Below are 16617 nucleotides of genomic sequence, written 5' to 3'. Positions count from 1 at the left end.
CGCCGCTGCAAGACTCTATTGCGGCGTTGCAAAAAAGCGACAGGAGCCTTGTCTCGCCCCCGGTCAGCGCCGGGCGAAAAGCCGCTTCCAGGCGGGTTTGGCGCTGCCGGATTGCAGGACGCCACGTCGGAAGAGCCGGGCGCCGATCGTGATGAACACCGCTACCCAAAGCAACTGCCATGCCAGCGCGGCGAGGTGCGGCCACCATTGCGCGCCCGAGGCGGCGCGGCCGGCCATCGCAAATGGCGAGGATAGCGGGAACAATTCGGAGGCGGTCGTCAGCGCGCTGCCCGGGTGCGAGACCGCGGAGGAGGCGAGTCCGAACATCGCGACCTGGATGATCGTGATCGGCAGCGAGAGCATCTGGACCTCGCGCATCGTCGCGGCCTGCGCGCCAACCCCCAGAAATACCGAGCCTAAAAGCAGGAAGGCCGTGGTGAAATAGGCGGCGAACAGCACCGCGAAGGGCAGGAGGCCGATTGCCGGGCGCAATTGCCGGATATCGGCCCCGACATCGCCGGGCAGGAGCATCCCGATCTGGCTGAGCACCGTACCCCAGAAGGCAACGAACAGCATCGCGACGCCGTACATGCCCAGCAGCTTGCCGAGAAATACGCTCTCCAGCGGGACGGCAGCGGCAAGGATTTCAATGACCTTGTTGTTCCGCTCCTCGGCCATCGTGCCGACCACCTGACCCGAGAGGAACAGCGTCAGGAAGAAGATACCGAAGACCGCAAAGAAGGCCGCGGCGTTGCGGCCGCCGACGGTCGGCGCGGTGGTGGCGATGCGTTCCATCCGCACGTCCGGGGTGGCGGCACCGGCGCGCTGAAGCAACGCGGCCTGGCGTGCGACGGCGGCGAGATAGCGCGCGTCGGCACGATTGGCCGTGCCATAGGCGATCACCGGTTGCGCCAGCGTGCCGTACAGGACCGCGTTGACGTCGGTTTCATGCGCGTCGAGCATCGCGCGGGCCACGTTCGGTGCGGACCGGACCGCCGGATGGAGCGTCAGGGGCGGCGGCGTCGCATCTCCGCGCACCAACGGACGTAGCTGCGCGTCGGCCGCACGCACGACCGCCGCCGACCCCTCGGGCAGCATCGCCACCAGCCGCGACTTGTCGGCCGAGCCTTGCGTGACCGACGCCGCGCCCATGCCGCCGATCGCGCCGAACGAGGTCATGATGACCGGCGCGAAGAGGAAGAGCAGGAAGATCGGCGTGAACACCGTTGCGGTGAAATCCCGCCGGGCGATCGTCAGCGTCTGGCGGATCTGGCGATGCAGCGGGCTCATGCCTTCGCCTCCGGAACGGCCTGCCCGACGATCCGCACGAACGCGTCATGGAGGCCGGGGCGTTCGATCGACAGGCCCTTGATGCCGTAACCGGCGTCGATCAGCCGGCGGAGCAATCCCTCGATCCCTTCCTGTGGCAACGCGAACCGCCAGCCTTCCGCCTCGCGACGCGCGGTGGGCGGCAGCATCGTGGCGAGTTGCGCATCGCCGTGGCTCGGGACGTAATGCACCTGTTGCGGGAGCAGCGCACGCGCCTCGTCGACCGTGCCCTCGAAACGGCGCTGCCCGCCGGCGATCACCGCCAGCCGGTCGCACAGCCGTTGCGCGTGCTGCATGACGTGGGTCGAGAACAGGATCGTCGCGCCGCGGTCGCGCTCGGCGAGGATCAGCGCTTCGAGCCGCTCCTGATTGACCGGGTCGAGCCCCGAAAAGGGCTCGTCGAGCACCAGCAGGTCGGGGCGGTGGACGACCGCGCCGAGCAACTGCACGAGCTGCGCCATCCCCTTCGACAGCTTGCGGATTTTCTCGTCGATGGCGTGGCCGAGCCCGGCGGCCTCCAGCATCTCGGCGGCGCGCGCGCGACCGGTCTGCCAATCGAGCCCGCGCAGCGCGCCCATGAAGGCGACCGCTTCGCGCGCCTTCATCGACGGATAGAGCCCGCGCTCCTCGGGCAGATAGCCGACGCGGTCGCCGACATCGCGCGGGTGTGCGCCGTCGAGCAACGTGCGGGCGCCTTCATCGGGTTCGATGATGCCGAGCGTCATGCGCAGCGTCGTCGTCTTGCCCGCGCCGTTCGGGCCGAGCACGCCGTAGATCATCCCCTTCGGCACCGTCAGGTCGACCCCGTCGACCACGCGCCGCTCGCCGTAACGTTTCACCAGTCCGTCGGCGACGACGGCGTAATCAGTCGATGCCACGCGCATTTCCCCTTGTCGCAGCGCAGCGTAGCGTCACCGGTCCGCGCCGCCAATCGCTATCGCCCGGGGTGGCCGGCATCAGGCGGCGGCGCGCGCTCCGGCGTCGTCGTTGGCAGCCGGGGTGCTGAGCCCGCCGTCCTGCGCCAGCTTCGCGAACGCGCCGCCCGCCGCCAGCAACTCGTCGAAGCCACCCTGTTCGACGATCCGCCCCTGATCGAGCACGACGATCCGGTCGGCGGCGCGTACCGTCGAGAGGCGGTGCGCGATGACGAAGGTAGTCCGGCCCTGCCGCAGCCGCTCGAGGCTTTCCTGAAGCCGTGCCTCCGTGGCGACGTCGAGCGCGCTGGTCGCCTCGTCGAGGAGCAGGATCGGCGCGTTCTTCAGCAAGGCACGCGCGATCGCGATCCGCTGCCGCTCGCCGCCCGAAAGCCCTGCGCCACGGTCGCCGACCGCGGTGGCGAAGCCGTCCGGCTTGCGCATGATGAAGTCATAGGCACCCGCAATGCGCGCGGCATCCTCGATCTGTTCCATCGTGGCGTCGGGATTGCCCATCGCGATATTCTCGGCGATCGAGCGGTTGAACAGCCCGGCCTCCTGGAACACCACCCCGGTCGCGGCGCGCAGCGAGGCGAGCGTGACACCGCTGATATCCTGCCCGTCGACGAGGATGCGGCCCTTCTCCGGATCCCAGGCGCGCTGGAACAGGCCGAGCGCGGTCGACTTGCCCGAGCCGGTCGGGCCGACGATCGCGACCGTCTCGCCGGGGGCGACCTCGAAGTCGAGATCGTGGACCGCGCCCGAGCCGCTCGGATAGCGAAACGAGACGTTCTCGAAGGTGACGCGGCCGTCGGCGACCGCGAGCGGCACCGCGTCGGCGGCTTCGGTGATGTGGCTCTGCTGGTCGAGCACCTCGAAGAACTGGCGGAGCGCGGGGAGGCGCTGCGCGACATTGACGATGAAGCCGGTGACCGTCTCCAGCCGCGCGATCATCAGCGTCGCAAAGCCGACGAACGACACGACATCGCCGATCGTCGCCAGCCCGCGCTCGATCAGCGCCGCGCCGAAGCCGAACACCGAGACGATCGCGATCGACGAGGCGCCGCGCGTCAGCACCGCCGACACCGCCCACCAGTTGAGCACCGGATATTGCGCATGGAGCAGATCGTGGAGCGAGCGGCGGACGTTGCCCATCTCGCCGGGCACCGCGAGGAAGCTCTGGAGCACGGTGACGTTGCCGAACAGGTCGCCGAGATTGCCCGAGATGTCGGTAAAGCGATCCTCGACGCGCGCCTGCCCGGTGGCGGTGTGGCGCATCACGACCAGGTTGACCGCCGAATAGACGAGCATCAGCACGACCAGCACCAGACCTAGGCGCCAATTGGTCATCATCGCGATCGGGAGCAACAGCGCGAGGATGCCGATGTTGGTGATCTGGTCGCGCAGCAGCGGCAGCCACAGGTTGAACAACCCCTCGCAGCCCGAGATCATGATGCGCATCAGCCGCCCCGAGCGCGCCTGCGTGTGAAAGGCGGGGGGCAGCGCGAGCAGATGCTCGACATAGGTGGACATCGCGATCAGCCGTCGGCGGTGCGTCATGCGGTCGGCAAGCAGCGCGATCACCACGCCCGCGGCGAAGACCGTGACGCTGATCGCACACCACAGGCCGACGTAGCGCATCGGGTTGGCGCCGGTGGTCAGGCCGTTGACCGCCTTGCCGAACAGCAACGGCTCGGCGACCTGCAGCAACGCGACCAGCGCGCCGGCGCCGAGCAGCGAGCCGGCCTTCAGGCGCTCGGGGCGCAGCAGCTTGAGCGCCCGGAGGACGATGGGGAACGAGGGCTCGGTGGACGTGGGCATGGCCAACTCACGAATCGACAAAGGAGAGCGCGCCGGTGCCGCGTGCGGCGACCGACGAGGGCCGCTCTAGAGGACGATGGTTAACGGAAGGTGTGAGCCGGGATCCCGCTTCTTCCTGCGGTGGCCAGGAAAAAGCGGGGCCACGGATCATGTCCGGGGCGATGCAGAAGAGGAAGGCCGCCGCCCGAAAGCGTCGGGCTCAATGCTCCCGGAACGAGGACCAGAAGGCGCCCACCAGCGGTTCCAGCGCGTAATCGAGCGCGGTACGCTTGCGCAGCGGGATCAGCACCTGCGCGGGCATTCCGGGGCGCAGCTTGAACTGCTCGCCGCGGAAGCGCGCCAGGACATGCAGCTCCTCCGGCGGCACCGTGACCTCGGCGGTGAAATAGCTCACGCCGGTCTTCTCGTCGGTGAAGCTGTCGGCCGACAGGCGGGTCATCGTGCCGTTCAGCGGCGGGATGTCGCGTTCGTGGAGGCTCGGGAATTTGACGGTGGTATGCTGGCCGACCTTGAGGTCGTCGGCATCGTCGGGCGAGATGCGCGCCTGGATGCGCAGCGGCGCCTCTTCGGGGACGATGTCCATCAGCTTCTGACCGGGCTGGATCACGCCGCCGGGGGTGAAGACGGTCAACCCGACCACCGCGCCGGTCGCGGGCGCGCGGATCTCGGTGCGCGCCAGTTGCTCGCGCGCCGCGCCCAGCTTCGGCATCAGCTCGCCGAGCCGCACCTCGACGTCGCGCAGGTCGGCGGCGGTGCGTTCGGTGAAGGTGCGCTCGGCCTCGAGCCGCTGGATCTGGCTTTCGCGGGCGGCCTCGCGGGTCTGTGCGACGCTGGCGGAATATTGGCCGCGCTGGCCCTGCAGTTCGGCGCGCATCCGCTCCAGCTCGCGCAGCCGGGTCTGCGAGACGAAGCCCTTGGCGGCGACCGGGCGAAGCGCGTCGAGCTGCGCGTCGAGCAGCTTCAATTGCTCCTGCGCGGACACGACCTGCTCGCCATAGCCGCGGCCCTGTTCGTTCGACTGCGCCGCGCGTTGTCCGAGCGCGTCGCGCTGCGCGGTGAGCGTCGCGGTGCGGGCGCTCAGCTCGGTCTGCTGGAGCCGCATCGCCAGCGCGGCCTCGGCGCGATCCTCGTCGTTGAGCGTCGCGAACTCGCGCGGCTGTGGAATTCTCGACTGGCCGAGCTGTTCGGCCTGGAGCCGCGCGCGCTGCGCAAGCAGGCGGATGACCTGCGACGCGAGCGCCCGCTCGCTGGCATAGACTTCCGGCGAGCCGAGCCGGATCAGCAACTGTCCCTGACGGACGCGTTGTCCGTCGCGGACGAAGATCTTCTCGACCACCCCGCCGTCGCGATGCTGGACCGCCTGCCGCTGCCCCGACACCGCGAGCACGCCCTCGGCATAGGCCGCCGCATCCAGCCGCGCGAACGCGGCCCAGCCGAGAAAACCGATGAAGAACAACGCCGCGACGATCAGGCCGGCGCGAATGTCGCTGCGCGGATCGGCGGGCAGGTGGACCGCATCGTCGCCGGTCGCGGCGAGCGGGGCGGCGGAAAGGGGCAGGGTGGCCATGGCTCAGGCGCTCGCGCTGGGGGCGGTGATCGTGGGGGCGGGCTTGGCAGGGGCGGCGGGCACCGCGCGCGGGCGCTGCGGCGCGATCTTGGGCAACACCTCGTCGCGCGGCCCAAACATCTCGACGCGACCGCCGCGCATCACCAGCAATTTGTCGACCACCGGCAGGATGCCGAGCTTGTGGCTCACCACCAGGATCGTGTGCCCGGCCTTCTTGTAATGATCGATCGCGGCGAGCAACGCGCCGTCGCCCTCGGCGTCGAGATGCGCATTGGGCTCGTCGAGGATCAGCACCGCCGGATCGCCGAACATCGCGCGGGCGAGCGCGACGCGCTGCGCCTGACCCGCCGACAGCCCGCGCCCGCCGGGCTTCAGCTCATGGTCGAAGCCGCCCGGCAGGCGCTGGATCAGCTCGCGGGCGCGGGCGCGCTCGGCGGCCTTGATCGCGGCGGCGTCGATCGCGGCGGGATCATGCGCCAGCTCGGTGCGGAAGCGCGCGATATTCTCCTTCACCGTTCCCGCGAACAGCGACGGATCCTGCGGGAGATAGCCGATATGCTCGGCGAGCTGCTCGGGATCCCAGTCGGTCGCGTCGGCGCCGTCGATGCGGACGCGGCCACGATCGGGGCGGATCGCGCCGGCGATGATCCGCGCGAGCGTCGACTTGCCCGCGCCGCTCGGCCCGACGATCGCGATCACCTCGCCCGCCGCGATCGGCAGCGAGACGTCGCTGATGATCGTGCCGTCGCGCGTGTCGTTGAACAGCGTGACATTCTCGAGCCGCAGCGTGCCCTTGGGAGCAGGGAGCTGCGTGACCGCGCCGGCCGTCTGCGTCTCGGTCAGCAATTTGTCGAGCCGCAGGTAGCTGCCATGCGCCTGCGCGATCCCCTTCCAGCTGCCGATCAGCATCTCGATCGGGGCGAGCGCGCGCGAGATGAGGAACGAGGCGGCGAAGATCGACCCGCCCGATATCTGGTTGTCGATCGCCAGCAACGCGCCGAGCCCGAGCGCGAGGCTTTGCAGCGCGAGCCGGACGAACTTGGTGGCGGTCATGTAATTGCCGCCGGTGAAGCCGGCGCGGGTCTGCAGCGCCAGCATCGTCTCGCGATAGCGCAACTGCCGGGTGACCATCGCGCGGCGCATCCCCAGCGCGCGCACCGCCTCCGCGCCGCCGAGCATCGCTTCCTGGCTGGCGTAGCTGGTGGTGGCGGCGATCTGCGCCCGTTCAAGCGCGGTGCGCGTGCCCTTTTCGTTGCGCCACGCGATCAGCGGCAGGATCGTCCCGCCGACCAGTGCGACCACCCCGAGCACCGGATGGACGAGAAAGCACACGCCGACATAGATCGGCGTCCACGGCGCGTCGAACAGCGCAAGCACGCCGGGGCCGCTGAGCGTCTGGCGAACGTTGTCGAACTCGCGCAGCGCCTGCCGCGCGACCGGTTGGTCGGGGCGGCCGATCGTCGCGTCGAGCAGCAGCGGCGCCAGCGTCGCATCGAGCCTTACCCCGGCACGGACCAGCAAGCGCGTGCGCACCCGGTCGAGCATCGACAGCGTGACGAGCGCGAACAGCAATACCGCGGTCAGGAACCACAAGGTCAGCCGCCCATGTGTCGGCACCACGCGGTCATAGACCTGCAACATGTAGAGCGTGGGCGCGATGTAGAGGATGTTTACCAGGGCGCTGAACCCGAACGCCGCCACGATATGGCGGCGGCACAGCGACAGCGCCGCCCGCATCGGACCTTCGGCACCCGGATTCGTGGTTATCATCATGGAACCAACGCCTAGCATCACCGTTTCGTCAAAGCGACGGGTACGTGCGGCCCGCATCCTTACTCCGGATCGCACCGCACGCTGGTCTGGTGTTCCCTTTCCCGTCGCCCACATCGCAGTAATGGTTAAACAAATCGCTACCATGGCGTGGCCGGACCGCTGCGGCGGTGCGGATCGCGTCGCCTGGGGCATGCGGGCGGCAGGCGCGCCTCTTGGAAGTCGCATCGGCGAGTCGAGGAAAATATCGCGTCACTATTGCTAGTCAGTCGCAATCGCTGATATAGCCGCGCCACCTTGGGGTGAAAGGAGGTGGCGAATGCTGATGCAGCGGGTGGAGCGGCCCATGATGCCCGCAGCGCGCACGCGCCACATCCGTGTGGCCGCGCTGGCAATGGTGGCGCGCTGTTTCACCGCATTCTTCGGCGGGTACGCGCTCGCCGCGCTGGTCGCGACGCTGGTTGCGCGGCTGCTGCCGATCGCGCGAGTCGATGCGACCGTCTGGGCGATGATTCCGGGGTTCCTGTTCTACGCGGTGGTAGGATTGTGGTGTTTCCACGAGCCGCGGCTTGCGCGCGTCGCCGGTGGAGTCTGGGGCGCGGCGATCCTCGCCGGAGCGGCGGTCTGGCTACTGGGCGTGCGGCCGTGACGCGCTCGCTGCGTCAGTCGATGGCATGGATCCACAGCTGGCTGGGGCTGCTCGCCGGCTGGATTCTCTTTGCGATGTTCCTGACCGGCACCGCCAGCTATTTCCGCCCCGAAATTACGCGCTGGATGCAGCCCGAGCTGCCGATGAACCGTACCGCGGGCGATGTCGCGGCGCAGTCGGCGGTCGCGCAATTGTCGCGTGACGGCATCCGCGACCAGCAATGGTTCATCCAGCTCCCCAACGACCGCGATGTCGTCACCCATGTCTATGCGACTCCCAAGCCGGATGCCGCGGCGAAGGACGCCAGGCCGGGCAAGCGGCGCAAGCGCCTCGCGGAGCAGGTGCTCGATCCCGCGACGGGCGCGCCGATCCATGCCCGTGACACGCGCGGCGGCGAGCATTTCTACCGCTTCCACTTCCAGTTGCAGCTCCCGCATCCCTGGGGACGCTGGCTGGCCGGGGTGTGCGCGATGTTCATGCTCGGCGCGATCATCTCGGGCGTGGTGACGCACAAGCGGATCTTCGCCGATTTCTTCACCTTGCGCTGGAACAAGGGGCAGCGGAGCTGGCTCGACGCGCACAATGTGTCGGCGGTGCTGGCGCTGCCTTATCATGCGGTCATCACCTATACCGGGTTGATGACGCTGGTGCTGATGTACCTGCCCTATCCGATCGCGATCAATTACAAGCAGCCGCTCGACTTCGGGCGCGAGGCCTATGGCCTGCCGCGCGACGCCGAGGCGAGCGGGCGACCCGCGCCGCTGGTGCCGATCGCGCCGCTGGTGCGCGATGCCGAAGCGCGGCTGCACATGCCCGCCGCGCGCGTGGTGGTGCAGCAACCCGGCGACGCCGCCGCGACCGTCGCGGTCAGCGGCGCTGCCGAGTCGAGCCTCAACGCACGGGCGGGCACGGTCGTCTATTCAGGGGTGTCGGGCGCGCTGCTCCAGCCGCCGAGCGGCGCCGGCGCGGCGGTGTCGACGGCGGGAGTCATGCTCGGGCTGCATCTTGCGCACTTCGCCGCGCCGGCGCTGCGCTGGTTATTGTTCCTGCTCGGGCTGACCGGGGCAGCGATGGTTGGCACGGGGCTGCTGCTGTGGACCGCGGCACGGCGCAAACCGGGCGCCAAGCCCTTCTTCGGGTTGCGGCTGGTCGAACGGTTGAACATCGCGACGATCGCCGGGCTGCCGATCGGGATGGGTGTGTATCTGCTCGCCAATCGCGTGATCCCGGCAGCGGCGGAGGGCCGCGCCGACGTCGAGGTCGCGGCGATGTTCTATGGCTGGGGCGCAGCCGCGGTGCTGCAAGTGCTGCGCCCGGCGAAACAGGCGTGGGCGATCCTCTTCGCGATCGGCGCCGCGGTCTATGTCGCGATCCCGGTCGCCAACGCGCTGACCACGTCGCGCGGGCTGCTGGCGTCGTGGCGCGCCGGTGACGGGCTGTTCATGGGTTTCGATCTAGCAATGCTGGGCGTGGCGGCGCTGCTCGGCATCGCGGCGTGGCGCGCGGCGCGGCCGCAAGCCGTACGCACGGCGCGCCGGACTCGGGAGGTGGTGCATGTTTGAAGGGGTGTTGCTGTGCGCGCTGGCGTTCGTGCTGCTGGCGGCGGCGTCGTACAAGTTCCGGCGTGAGGCGGGGATCTCGGGCGAGCGCGCGGTGCGTGCGCTGCGCAGCGGCGCGGCGCTGCTGATCGCGCTGGCGCTGGTGCGGGTCGGCACGCCGATGGACGGCGAACGCTGGGTGCGGCTGCTGACCTGCGCGTCGATCGCGGCGGTGGCGGTGGTGCTGGCGCTGTCGATCGCCCCCGGCGCGGTCTTCTATCCGGTCCGTCGGGTGCTGCGCCGCTCCTGAGCGCCGAACCGAGGTTCTTTCCTACGGGCCGAGACGGAGGCGACACGCTTACGAGAGCGCCCGCTGCGCAGCGGGCGGCGCGGCTTCCTCATCGAGCGCCCCCAGTTCGCCCCGCGCGCGTGCCTTCCGTCCGTAAACGTATTCGAACAGCGGCGCGGTCATCAGCGTCGTCGCGATCGCCATCAGCACCAGCATCGAAAACAGCGCCGGCCCGATGATCCCGCGCGCCAGCCCGATGTTGATGATGATCAGCTCCATCAACCCGCGCGCGTTCATCAGCGCGCCGACGCCGAGCGCGGTGGCATTGTCCTGCCCGGTCAGTCGCGCCGCCGCCCAGCACGCGCCGCCCTTCGCGACGATCGAGGCGGCGAGCACAACCAGCGTGACGACGAGCAGTGCCGGATCGGCGACCAGCGCCAATTGCGTGTTGAGCCCGCTGAAGGTGAAGAAGCATGGGAGCAGCAGCAGCACGGTCATCGGCTCGAGCTGCCGCCGGAGCCCCTCGGCGAACGCGCCGCGCGGCATGACGACGCCGAGCAGGAAGCCGCCGAACACCGCGTGCATCCCGACCGCGTCCATCGCGAAGGCGGCAAGCAGGAACAGCATCAGCGCGATGCCGGTCTCGGTCTGGCCGACCACCCCGGTGCGCGCGGCGCGCGTGCCCAGCGGGCGCAGCACGCGCGGCCCGATGCCGAGCACCACGACCGCGAACACCGCCGCGCCGCCAATTGCCTTGATCGCCACGCCCGCGCCGTCGCCGAACGTCGCCAGCACCACCGCCAGCACCGTCCATGCGCCTGCGTCGTCGATCGCGCCCGCGGAGAGCGACAGCGTCCCCAGCGGGGTGCCCGACAGCCCGCGCTCGTGGATGATGCGCGCGAGCATCGGGAATGCGGTGATCGCGATACACGCGCCGGTGAACAGTGCCGCCTGCGTCGCGGTGACGGTCGGACCGAACAGCCCGGGGATCGACCGCAGCCACGGTGCGAGCACGATCGCCACTGCGAACGGCGCGATCATGCCCGAGAGCGAGACCACGGTGGCGCTGCGCGCGTTGCTGCGGAAATGGTCGGCGCGGAAGCCGAGCCCGACGATGAACATGTACAATCCGACGCCGAGCTGCGCGACCGCATAGAGCAGCCCGCGCGTCTCCTTGGGGAACAACAGCGCCTGCCATTCGGGGGCGAGCAGCCCGAGCAGCGACGGCCCGAGCAGCACGCCCGCGATCATCTCGCCGACGACCTGTGGCTGCCCGAGATAGCGTTTCGCCAGCCAGCCGACCCCGCGCGAGACCGCGACGATCGCGAACAGCTGCATGAAGAAAATGACGCTGAGCTGCGCCGGTGCCATCGCGAATCCCCACCCGTTTTGGGCAGGCTAGCCGGCGGGCGCGCCGCGCTCAACGGCGATGTCGGCGCTATCGGCCGCCCGTGCGACGGTTGAGCGCGGCGACGCAGCTCGCGCGGTCGATGCTGCTGCCGTCGCGCTGACGCGCGTCGACCCAGGTGACGCGCGGCTCGCCGCGGTCCGCGGCCGGGTAAAGATAGGCGTCGAGGATGCAGATCGCGCTGGAGAATTGCAGCTTGCGCGCGCTGCCCTCGCGAACATCGGCATCGGGCTGCCCGAAGGTGCGCGTCAGATGCGCGGCATCCTGTCCCATCACCGCCTCCAGCCCGAGCGTCGGCAGCGCGACCGGGATCGCGCGCGCCACCGCCGGACGCTGCGCGGTGGTGGTCGCGCACCCCGCCAGCACGGGCAGGAGCAGCAGCGCAGCGGGAGCGAGGGGCTTCATCGGCGGGTCCCGTGGAAGAGGTGTGTCGCCATCGCCGCGCCCAGCACGGGCGCGAGGATGTTGAGCAGCGGAACCACGAACAGCCCGGTCGCGGCAAGTCCCAGCGCGAAGCGTCGTCCGGCGGTCGCCGCACGCCAGTCTCGCATCGCCGCAGCGGGAAGGTGACGCGCCGCAACCATCTCACCGAGGTCGCGCCCGAGCAGCCAGCCGTTGACGACGAAGAACGCCGCCGCGGTGCCGACCCCGGTGACGAGCAGCGCGACATAGACCGGCGCGGCAAGCAGGTTGACCGCGATGAACCGTCCCGCCGAGGCAAGCCCCATCCGCAGGCCGCGCCCCAGCGACACCGCGCGCGCGCTCGCCAGCGCCTGCGGGTAGTGGCGCCGCTCGACCGCCGCGACGATCGTGTCGGCGAACAGCCCGATCACCAGCATCGCCACCGCGCGGAACAGCAGCCAGCCGCCGAGCACGGTCAGCAGCGTGGCGGCCACCCCGGCGAGCGTGGCGTGCCAGCTCACCCCGGCCAGCGCATCGTCGATCAGCCACCACACGCCCGCGCCGAGCGCGACGAAAAGGCCGAGCGTGATCGCCAGCGACAGCGCGAGCACGCGCAGCAGCGCGGGGTCGCCGAGTTGCCGGACCGAGAGCCAGAACGCACGCACCATCAGCGCGGGATGCGCCGCGCTTGGCCGTTGCGCAAGCCGCAACCGCACTCTAGGCGGGCGCTTTCCCTGCTGCCAGGAACCGTGATCTTGACCGAACCCCGCTATGACGTGGTCGCGATCGGCAATGCCATCGTCGACATCCTCTCGCCCGCCACCGACGCGTTCATCGCCGACAACGGCATGACCAAGGGTGCGATGGCGCTGGTCTTCTCGCCGGAGGAAGCCGACGCGCTCTATGCGAAGATGGGGCCGGGACAGGAAGTGTCGGGCGGATCGGCCGCGAACACGATCGCAGGGATGGCGGCGCTGGGCAGCCGGTGCGCGTTCATCGGGCAGGTCGCCGACGACCAGCTCGGCGAGGTTTTCGCGCATGACATCCGTGCGGCGGGCATCCGCTTCGACACCGCCTCGCGCGCCGGGGCGCCGACGACCGGCCGCTGCCTGATCTTCGTGACACCCGACGGGCAGCGCACGATGAACACCTTCCTCGGCGCGTCGCATTATCTGCCGGCCGAGGCGCTGGACGCCGCGCTGATCGCGGACGCGCGCTATCTGTACCTCGAAGGCTATCTGTGGGACCCGGAAGAGCCGCGCGCCGCGATGCGCGCCGCGATCGATATCGCGCGCGGGGCAGGGCGCAAGGTCGCCTTCACGCTGTCGGCCGAGTTCGTGATCGACCGGCATCGCGATGCCTTCCACGCGCTGATCGATCAGGGGCTGATCGACGTGCTGTTCGCCAACGAGACCGAGATCATGTTCCTGACGCAGACCGACTCGGTCGATGCGGCGGTCGCGGCGGTGCAGGGCAAGGTGCCGCTGGTCGTCGTCACGCTCGCCGAGCGCGGCGCGATGGCGGTCGCGGGCGGCGAGCGCACGGTGGTGCCCGCGCAGCCGATCGACAAGGTGGTCGACACGACCGGCGCAGGCGATCTGTTCGCGGCGGGCTTCCTCCATGGGCAGGCGCAGGGCAAGTCGCTGGAGGCGTCGCTGACGCTCGGCGCGATCTGCGCCGCCGAGGTGATCCAGCATTTCGGCGCACGGCCGATCGTCGACCTGAAGGCGATCACCGCGGGGGTTTGATCGGCGATTAGTCCCGTCGCCCCTGCGCAGGCAGGGGCCCATGTCTGTTTCGTCGGGTTGTGACCTTGGACACAGGCACGTCGTCTTTGTGTCAGCGTCCTACTCCCACTCTACAGCCATAGGCCCCTGCCTGCGCAGGGGCGACGGGGTGGGGGAAGCGGTTCTCAACCTCGCCTCGATCTGGCAGAGGTCCGCGCGTGACCTCGTTGCCGATCCATGCTGTCCTCCCCGACCTGCTCGCCACGCTGCGCGCGCGGTCGTCGGCGGTGCTGGTTGCGCCGCCGGGGGCGGGCAAGACCACCGCGGTCGCGCCTGCGCTGATCGGTGAGCAATGGTGCACGGGCGAGGTGCTGGTCACCAGCCCGCGCCGGCTCGCCGCGCGCGCCGCGGCGGAGCGGATGGCGGCGCAGGTCGAGGAGCCGGTCGGGCGTACCTTCGGCTATGCGACGCGGCTCGACACGAAGCGGTCGGCGGCGACGCGCGTCACGGTCGTGACCGAGGGCATCCTGACCGCGCGGTTGCAGGACGATCCCGAACTGAACGGCGTGTCGGCAATCCTGTTCGACGAGGTCCACGAACGCAGCCTCGACGGCGACTTCGGGCTCGCGCTGGCGCTGGATGCGCAGGCCGGGTTGCGCCCTGATCTTCGCGTGGTCGCGATGTCGGCGACGCTCGACGGCGCGCGGTTCGCGGCGCTGATGGACGATGCACCGGTAATCGAGAGCGAGGGACGGAGCTATCCGCTGGACCTGCGCCACATCGGTCGAGCCGCCGAGGCGCGGATCGAGGATGCGATGGCAGCGGCGGTGCGGCGCGCGCTGGCCGAGGAGACGGGCGGCGTGCTCGCCTTCCTGCCCGGCGTTGCCGAGATCGAGCGCACCGCCGAGCGGATCGGCGACGTGCCCGGCGTGCGGCTCCACCGGTTGCACGGGAGCCTCGATCCGGCGGCGCAGCGCGCGGCGATCCGCGCCGAGCCGGATGGCGCGCGCAAGCTGGTGCTGGCGACTTCGATCGCGGAGACGAGCCTGACGCTCGACGGCATTCGCGTGGTGGTCGACAGCGGGCTCGCGCGCCGCCCGCGCTACGATCGCGCCGCCGGGATGACGCGACTGGTGACCGAGCGCGCGAGCCAGGCGGCGGCGACGCAGCGCGCAGGGCGCGCGGCGCGGCAGGGGCCGGGGGTCGCGTACCGGCTGTGGGAGGCGGCGGCGACCGCGGGCATCCCGCGCTTCGACCCGCCCGAAATCCTTGAGGCCGATCTGTCGGCGCTGGTGCTGGCGTGCGCCTTGTGGGGTATCGCCGATCCGCGGGCGCTGCGCTGGATCGATGCGCCGCCGGTGGTGGCGATCGACGAAGCGCGTGCTCGGCTGTCGGCGCTTGGGGCGATCGATGCGGACGGGCGGCCGACCGCGCATGGTCGCCGGATCGCGCGGCTGCCGATGACGCCGCGGCTGGCGCATATGCTGCTGAGTGCGGGCGACAAGCGGCTCGCGGCGGAGATTGCGGTGCTGTTGCAGGAGCGTGGGCTCGGCGGGCAGGATGCCGACCTCGAATTGCGGCTGCAACGCTGGCGCGGCGAGCGCTCGCCCAAGGCGGAAAATGCGCGCGGGCTGGCGAAGCGCTGGGCGGCGAGCGCGGGGCGCGACGGTAGCGGTGATACGATCGCGGCGTGCGTGGCGCTCGCCTTTCCGGACCGCGTCGCGCGGCGCCGCGATGCGAGCGGCGAGCGCTGGGTCTCGGCCGGCGGGCGTGGGTTCCGGCTCGATGCGACGTCGTCGTTGGCGCGCGCCGAGTGGCTCGCGGTCGCGGAGACGCAGGGGATGGCGGCGGGGGCGCGCATCCTGTCGGGCGCGGCGATCGATGCGGGCGAGGTCGAGGCGCTGTTCGCCGAGCGGATCGAAACGCGCCGGACCGCGGTGTTCGATCCGGCGACCGGCGGCGTCCATCCGCTGCGCGAACGGCGGATCGGCGCGATCCGCGTGTCGAGCGGGCCGGACAGCCAGGCCGACCCGGCTTTGGTGGCGGCGGCGCTGGTCGAGGGCGTGCGAGCGCATGGCGTCGATCTGCTGCCATGGTCGGAGGGCGCGCGGGCGTTGCGGACGCGCGCGGCCTATGCGGGCGTGGCGCTCGCCGACGAGGCGCTGGTCGAGCGGCTCGACGAGTGGTTGCCGGCGCTGGTCGCGGGCAAGCGCCGGCTCGATGCGGTCGCGCCGGGCGCGCTGGCCGAGGCGTTGCGCACGTTGCTCGGCTGGGATGCGTTGCGACAGATCGACCGGCTGGCGCCGGCCGATTTCACCAGCCCGGCGGGATCGACCCATGCGATCGACTATGCCGCCGAGGCGGGGCCGACCGTCGAGCTGCGCGTGCAGGCACTGTTCGGGCTGGCCGAGCATCCGGTGGTCGGCGAGCGGCGCGTGCCGCTGGTACTGTCGCTGACCTCGCCGGCCGGGCGGCCGATCCAGACGACGCGCGACCTGCCCGGTTTCTGGCAGGGGAGCTGGCGCGACGTCGCGCGCGAGATGCGCGGGCGCTACCCGCGGCATCCATGGCCCGACGACCCTGCCGCAGCCGCGCCGACGCTGCGCACCAAGAATGCGGATGCGCGCCGCAACAAGTGACCGACGGGCGGCGGCTGACGCGACGTACGGGTGCGGACGACGGCGCTTGCCCGCGTTGGTGGGCGACCGTACATCCGGGTACAGGACGGGGGAGACGGTCATGCGCCGCTTGATGATGGCAGTTACAGTGTTCGCGGCGGGATGTTCGGCGCAGGGCGCGGCCCCGGTGGCGGAGGATGGCTATATCCGGCTGGCGGCGGTGCCGGGGCGACCGGCGGCGGGCTATTTCGCGCTGCACGGCGGAGCGAAGGATATGACGCTGGTGCGCGTCGAGGCGCCGGGCGTCTCCCGTGCCGAGATGCATGGCAGCAAGATGACCGCGAACGGGACGGTGACGATGGAGTCGCTGGCGACCGTGCCGGTGCCGGCCAGGACCGATGTCGCGTTCGCGCCGGGCGGGCAGCACGTGATGTTGTTCGACGTGCCGGGCACAGTGATGCCGGGATCGCGCCTGCCATTGACGTTGCGCTTCGCGGATGGTGCCTCGACGCAGGTCGAGGCTAAGGTGATCGCGGCGGGCGATGTCGCCCCGGAGTGAGCCGCGGTTCCGGCCGCCGGATGGAA

The 16617-nt window shown here is 70.5% G+C and carries 14 protein-coding genes; 6 read left to right on the top strand and 8 right to left on the bottom strand.

Annotated features, from left to right (window positions below):
- Positions 1-63: 63 nt before the first annotated feature.
- The 5 genes from FHS97_RS02440 to FHS97_RS02420 form a co-directional block, all read right to left on the bottom strand.
- Positions 64-1290: an ABC transporter permease gene (locus tag FHS97_RS02440; RefSeq protein ID WP_184032884.1), complete on the bottom strand. Its 1227-nt coding sequence runs from the start codon at positions 1288-1290 to the stop codon at positions 64-66.
- A complete protein-coding gene (locus FHS97_RS02435) occupies positions 1287-2213 on the bottom strand; it encodes an ABC transporter ATP-binding protein (RefSeq protein WP_184032882.1) in 927 nt (308 codons plus the stop codon). The genes FHS97_RS02440 and FHS97_RS02435 overlap by 4 nt, the downstream gene beginning before the upstream one ends.
- Positions 2214-2285: 72 nt before the next feature.
- On the bottom strand, positions 2286-4064 hold the full coding sequence (locus FHS97_RS02430) for an ATP-binding cassette domain-containing protein (RefSeq protein WP_184032880.1): 1779 nt from the start codon (positions 4062-4064) through the stop codon (positions 2286-2288).
- Between the two features lie 199 nt (positions 4065-4263).
- A complete protein-coding gene (locus tag FHS97_RS02425; protein ID WP_184032878.1) occupies positions 4264-5631 on the bottom strand; it encodes an HlyD family type I secretion periplasmic adaptor subunit in 1368 nt (455 codons plus the stop codon).
- A 3-nt stretch (positions 5632-5634) separates the two neighbouring features.
- The gene (locus tag FHS97_RS02420; RefSeq protein ID WP_246346370.1) at positions 5635-7404 is read right to left on the bottom strand and encodes a type I secretion system permease/ATPase; all 1770 of its coding nucleotides are present in this window, start codon (positions 7402-7404) and stop codon (positions 5635-5637) included.
- 343 nt (positions 7405-7747) lie between these two features.
- Between FHS97_RS02420 and FHS97_RS02415 the strand changes: the two genes are divergently transcribed.
- The 3 genes from FHS97_RS02415 to FHS97_RS02405 are packed head-to-tail and all read left to right on the top strand — an operon-like array spanning position 7748 to position 9898.
- Positions 7748-8050 (top strand): DUF3649 domain-containing protein, encoded by a 303-nt coding sequence (locus FHS97_RS02415; protein ID WP_184032877.1) that lies wholly within the window; start codon positions 7748-7750, stop codon positions 8048-8050.
- Complete coding sequence (locus FHS97_RS02410; protein WP_184032876.1) at positions 8047-9612, top strand: PepSY domain-containing protein; 1566 nt, start codon at positions 8047-8049, stop codon at positions 9610-9612. The genes FHS97_RS02415 and FHS97_RS02410 overlap by 4 nt, the downstream gene beginning before the upstream one ends.
- Positions 9605-9898 carry a hypothetical protein gene (locus FHS97_RS02405; protein ID WP_184032874.1) on the top strand — a complete coding sequence of 98 codons (294 nt, stop codon included), beginning with the start codon at positions 9605-9607 and terminating at the stop codon, positions 9896-9898. The genes FHS97_RS02410 and FHS97_RS02405 overlap by 8 nt, the downstream gene beginning before the upstream one ends.
- Before the next feature lie 48 nt (positions 9899-9946).
- Here FHS97_RS02405 and FHS97_RS02400 read toward each other — a convergent pair whose 3' ends face one another.
- The 3 genes from FHS97_RS02400 to FHS97_RS02390 form a co-directional block, all read right to left on the bottom strand.
- The gene (locus tag FHS97_RS02400) at positions 9947-11248 is read right to left on the bottom strand and encodes a cation:proton antiporter (RefSeq protein ID WP_184032872.1); all 1302 of its coding nucleotides are present in this window, start codon (positions 11246-11248) and stop codon (positions 9947-9949) included.
- Positions 11249-11315: 67 nt separating this feature from the next.
- Positions 11316-11690, bottom strand: coding sequence for a hypothetical protein (locus FHS97_RS02395; protein ID WP_184032870.1), 375 nt, complete (start codon positions 11688-11690; stop codon positions 11316-11318).
- Entirely contained in the window at positions 11687-12355 is a 669-nt protein-coding gene (locus FHS97_RS02390; protein ID WP_184033054.1) for an EI24 domain-containing protein, read from the bottom strand. Before FHS97_RS02390 ends, FHS97_RS02395 begins: the two co-directional genes overlap by 4 nt.
- An 87-nt stretch (positions 12356-12442) precedes the next feature.
- On the opposite strand from FHS97_RS02390, the gene FHS97_RS02385 reads away from it, so the two are divergent.
- The 3 genes from FHS97_RS02385 (at position 12443) to FHS97_RS02375 (ending at position 16591) form a co-directional block, all read left to right on the top strand.
- Entirely contained in the window at positions 12443-13435 is a 993-nt protein-coding gene (locus FHS97_RS02385; RefSeq protein WP_184032868.1) for an adenosine kinase, read from the top strand.
- Positions 13436-13632: 197 nt separating this feature from the next.
- Positions 13633-16053, top strand: coding sequence for an ATP-dependent helicase HrpB (hrpB, locus tag FHS97_RS02380; protein WP_184032867.1), 2421 nt, complete (start codon positions 13633-13635; stop codon positions 16051-16053).
- Positions 16054-16153: 100 nt separating this feature from the next.
- Positions 16154-16591: a copper chaperone PCu(A)C gene (locus tag FHS97_RS02375; protein WP_184032866.1), complete on the top strand. Its 438-nt coding sequence runs from the start codon at positions 16154-16156 to the stop codon at positions 16589-16591.
- Positions 16592-16617: the final 26 nt, after the last annotated feature.

The sequence above is a fragment of the Sphingomonas endophytica genome (genome assembly GCF_014199415.1).
In the GTDB taxonomy this organism is placed as follows: Bacteria; Pseudomonadota; Alphaproteobacteria; order Sphingomonadales; family Sphingomonadaceae; genus Sphingomonas; species Sphingomonas endophytica.
The sequence above is the reverse complement of the archived record's forward strand: the minus strand, read 5'-3'. Positions and strand labels throughout refer to the sequence as shown.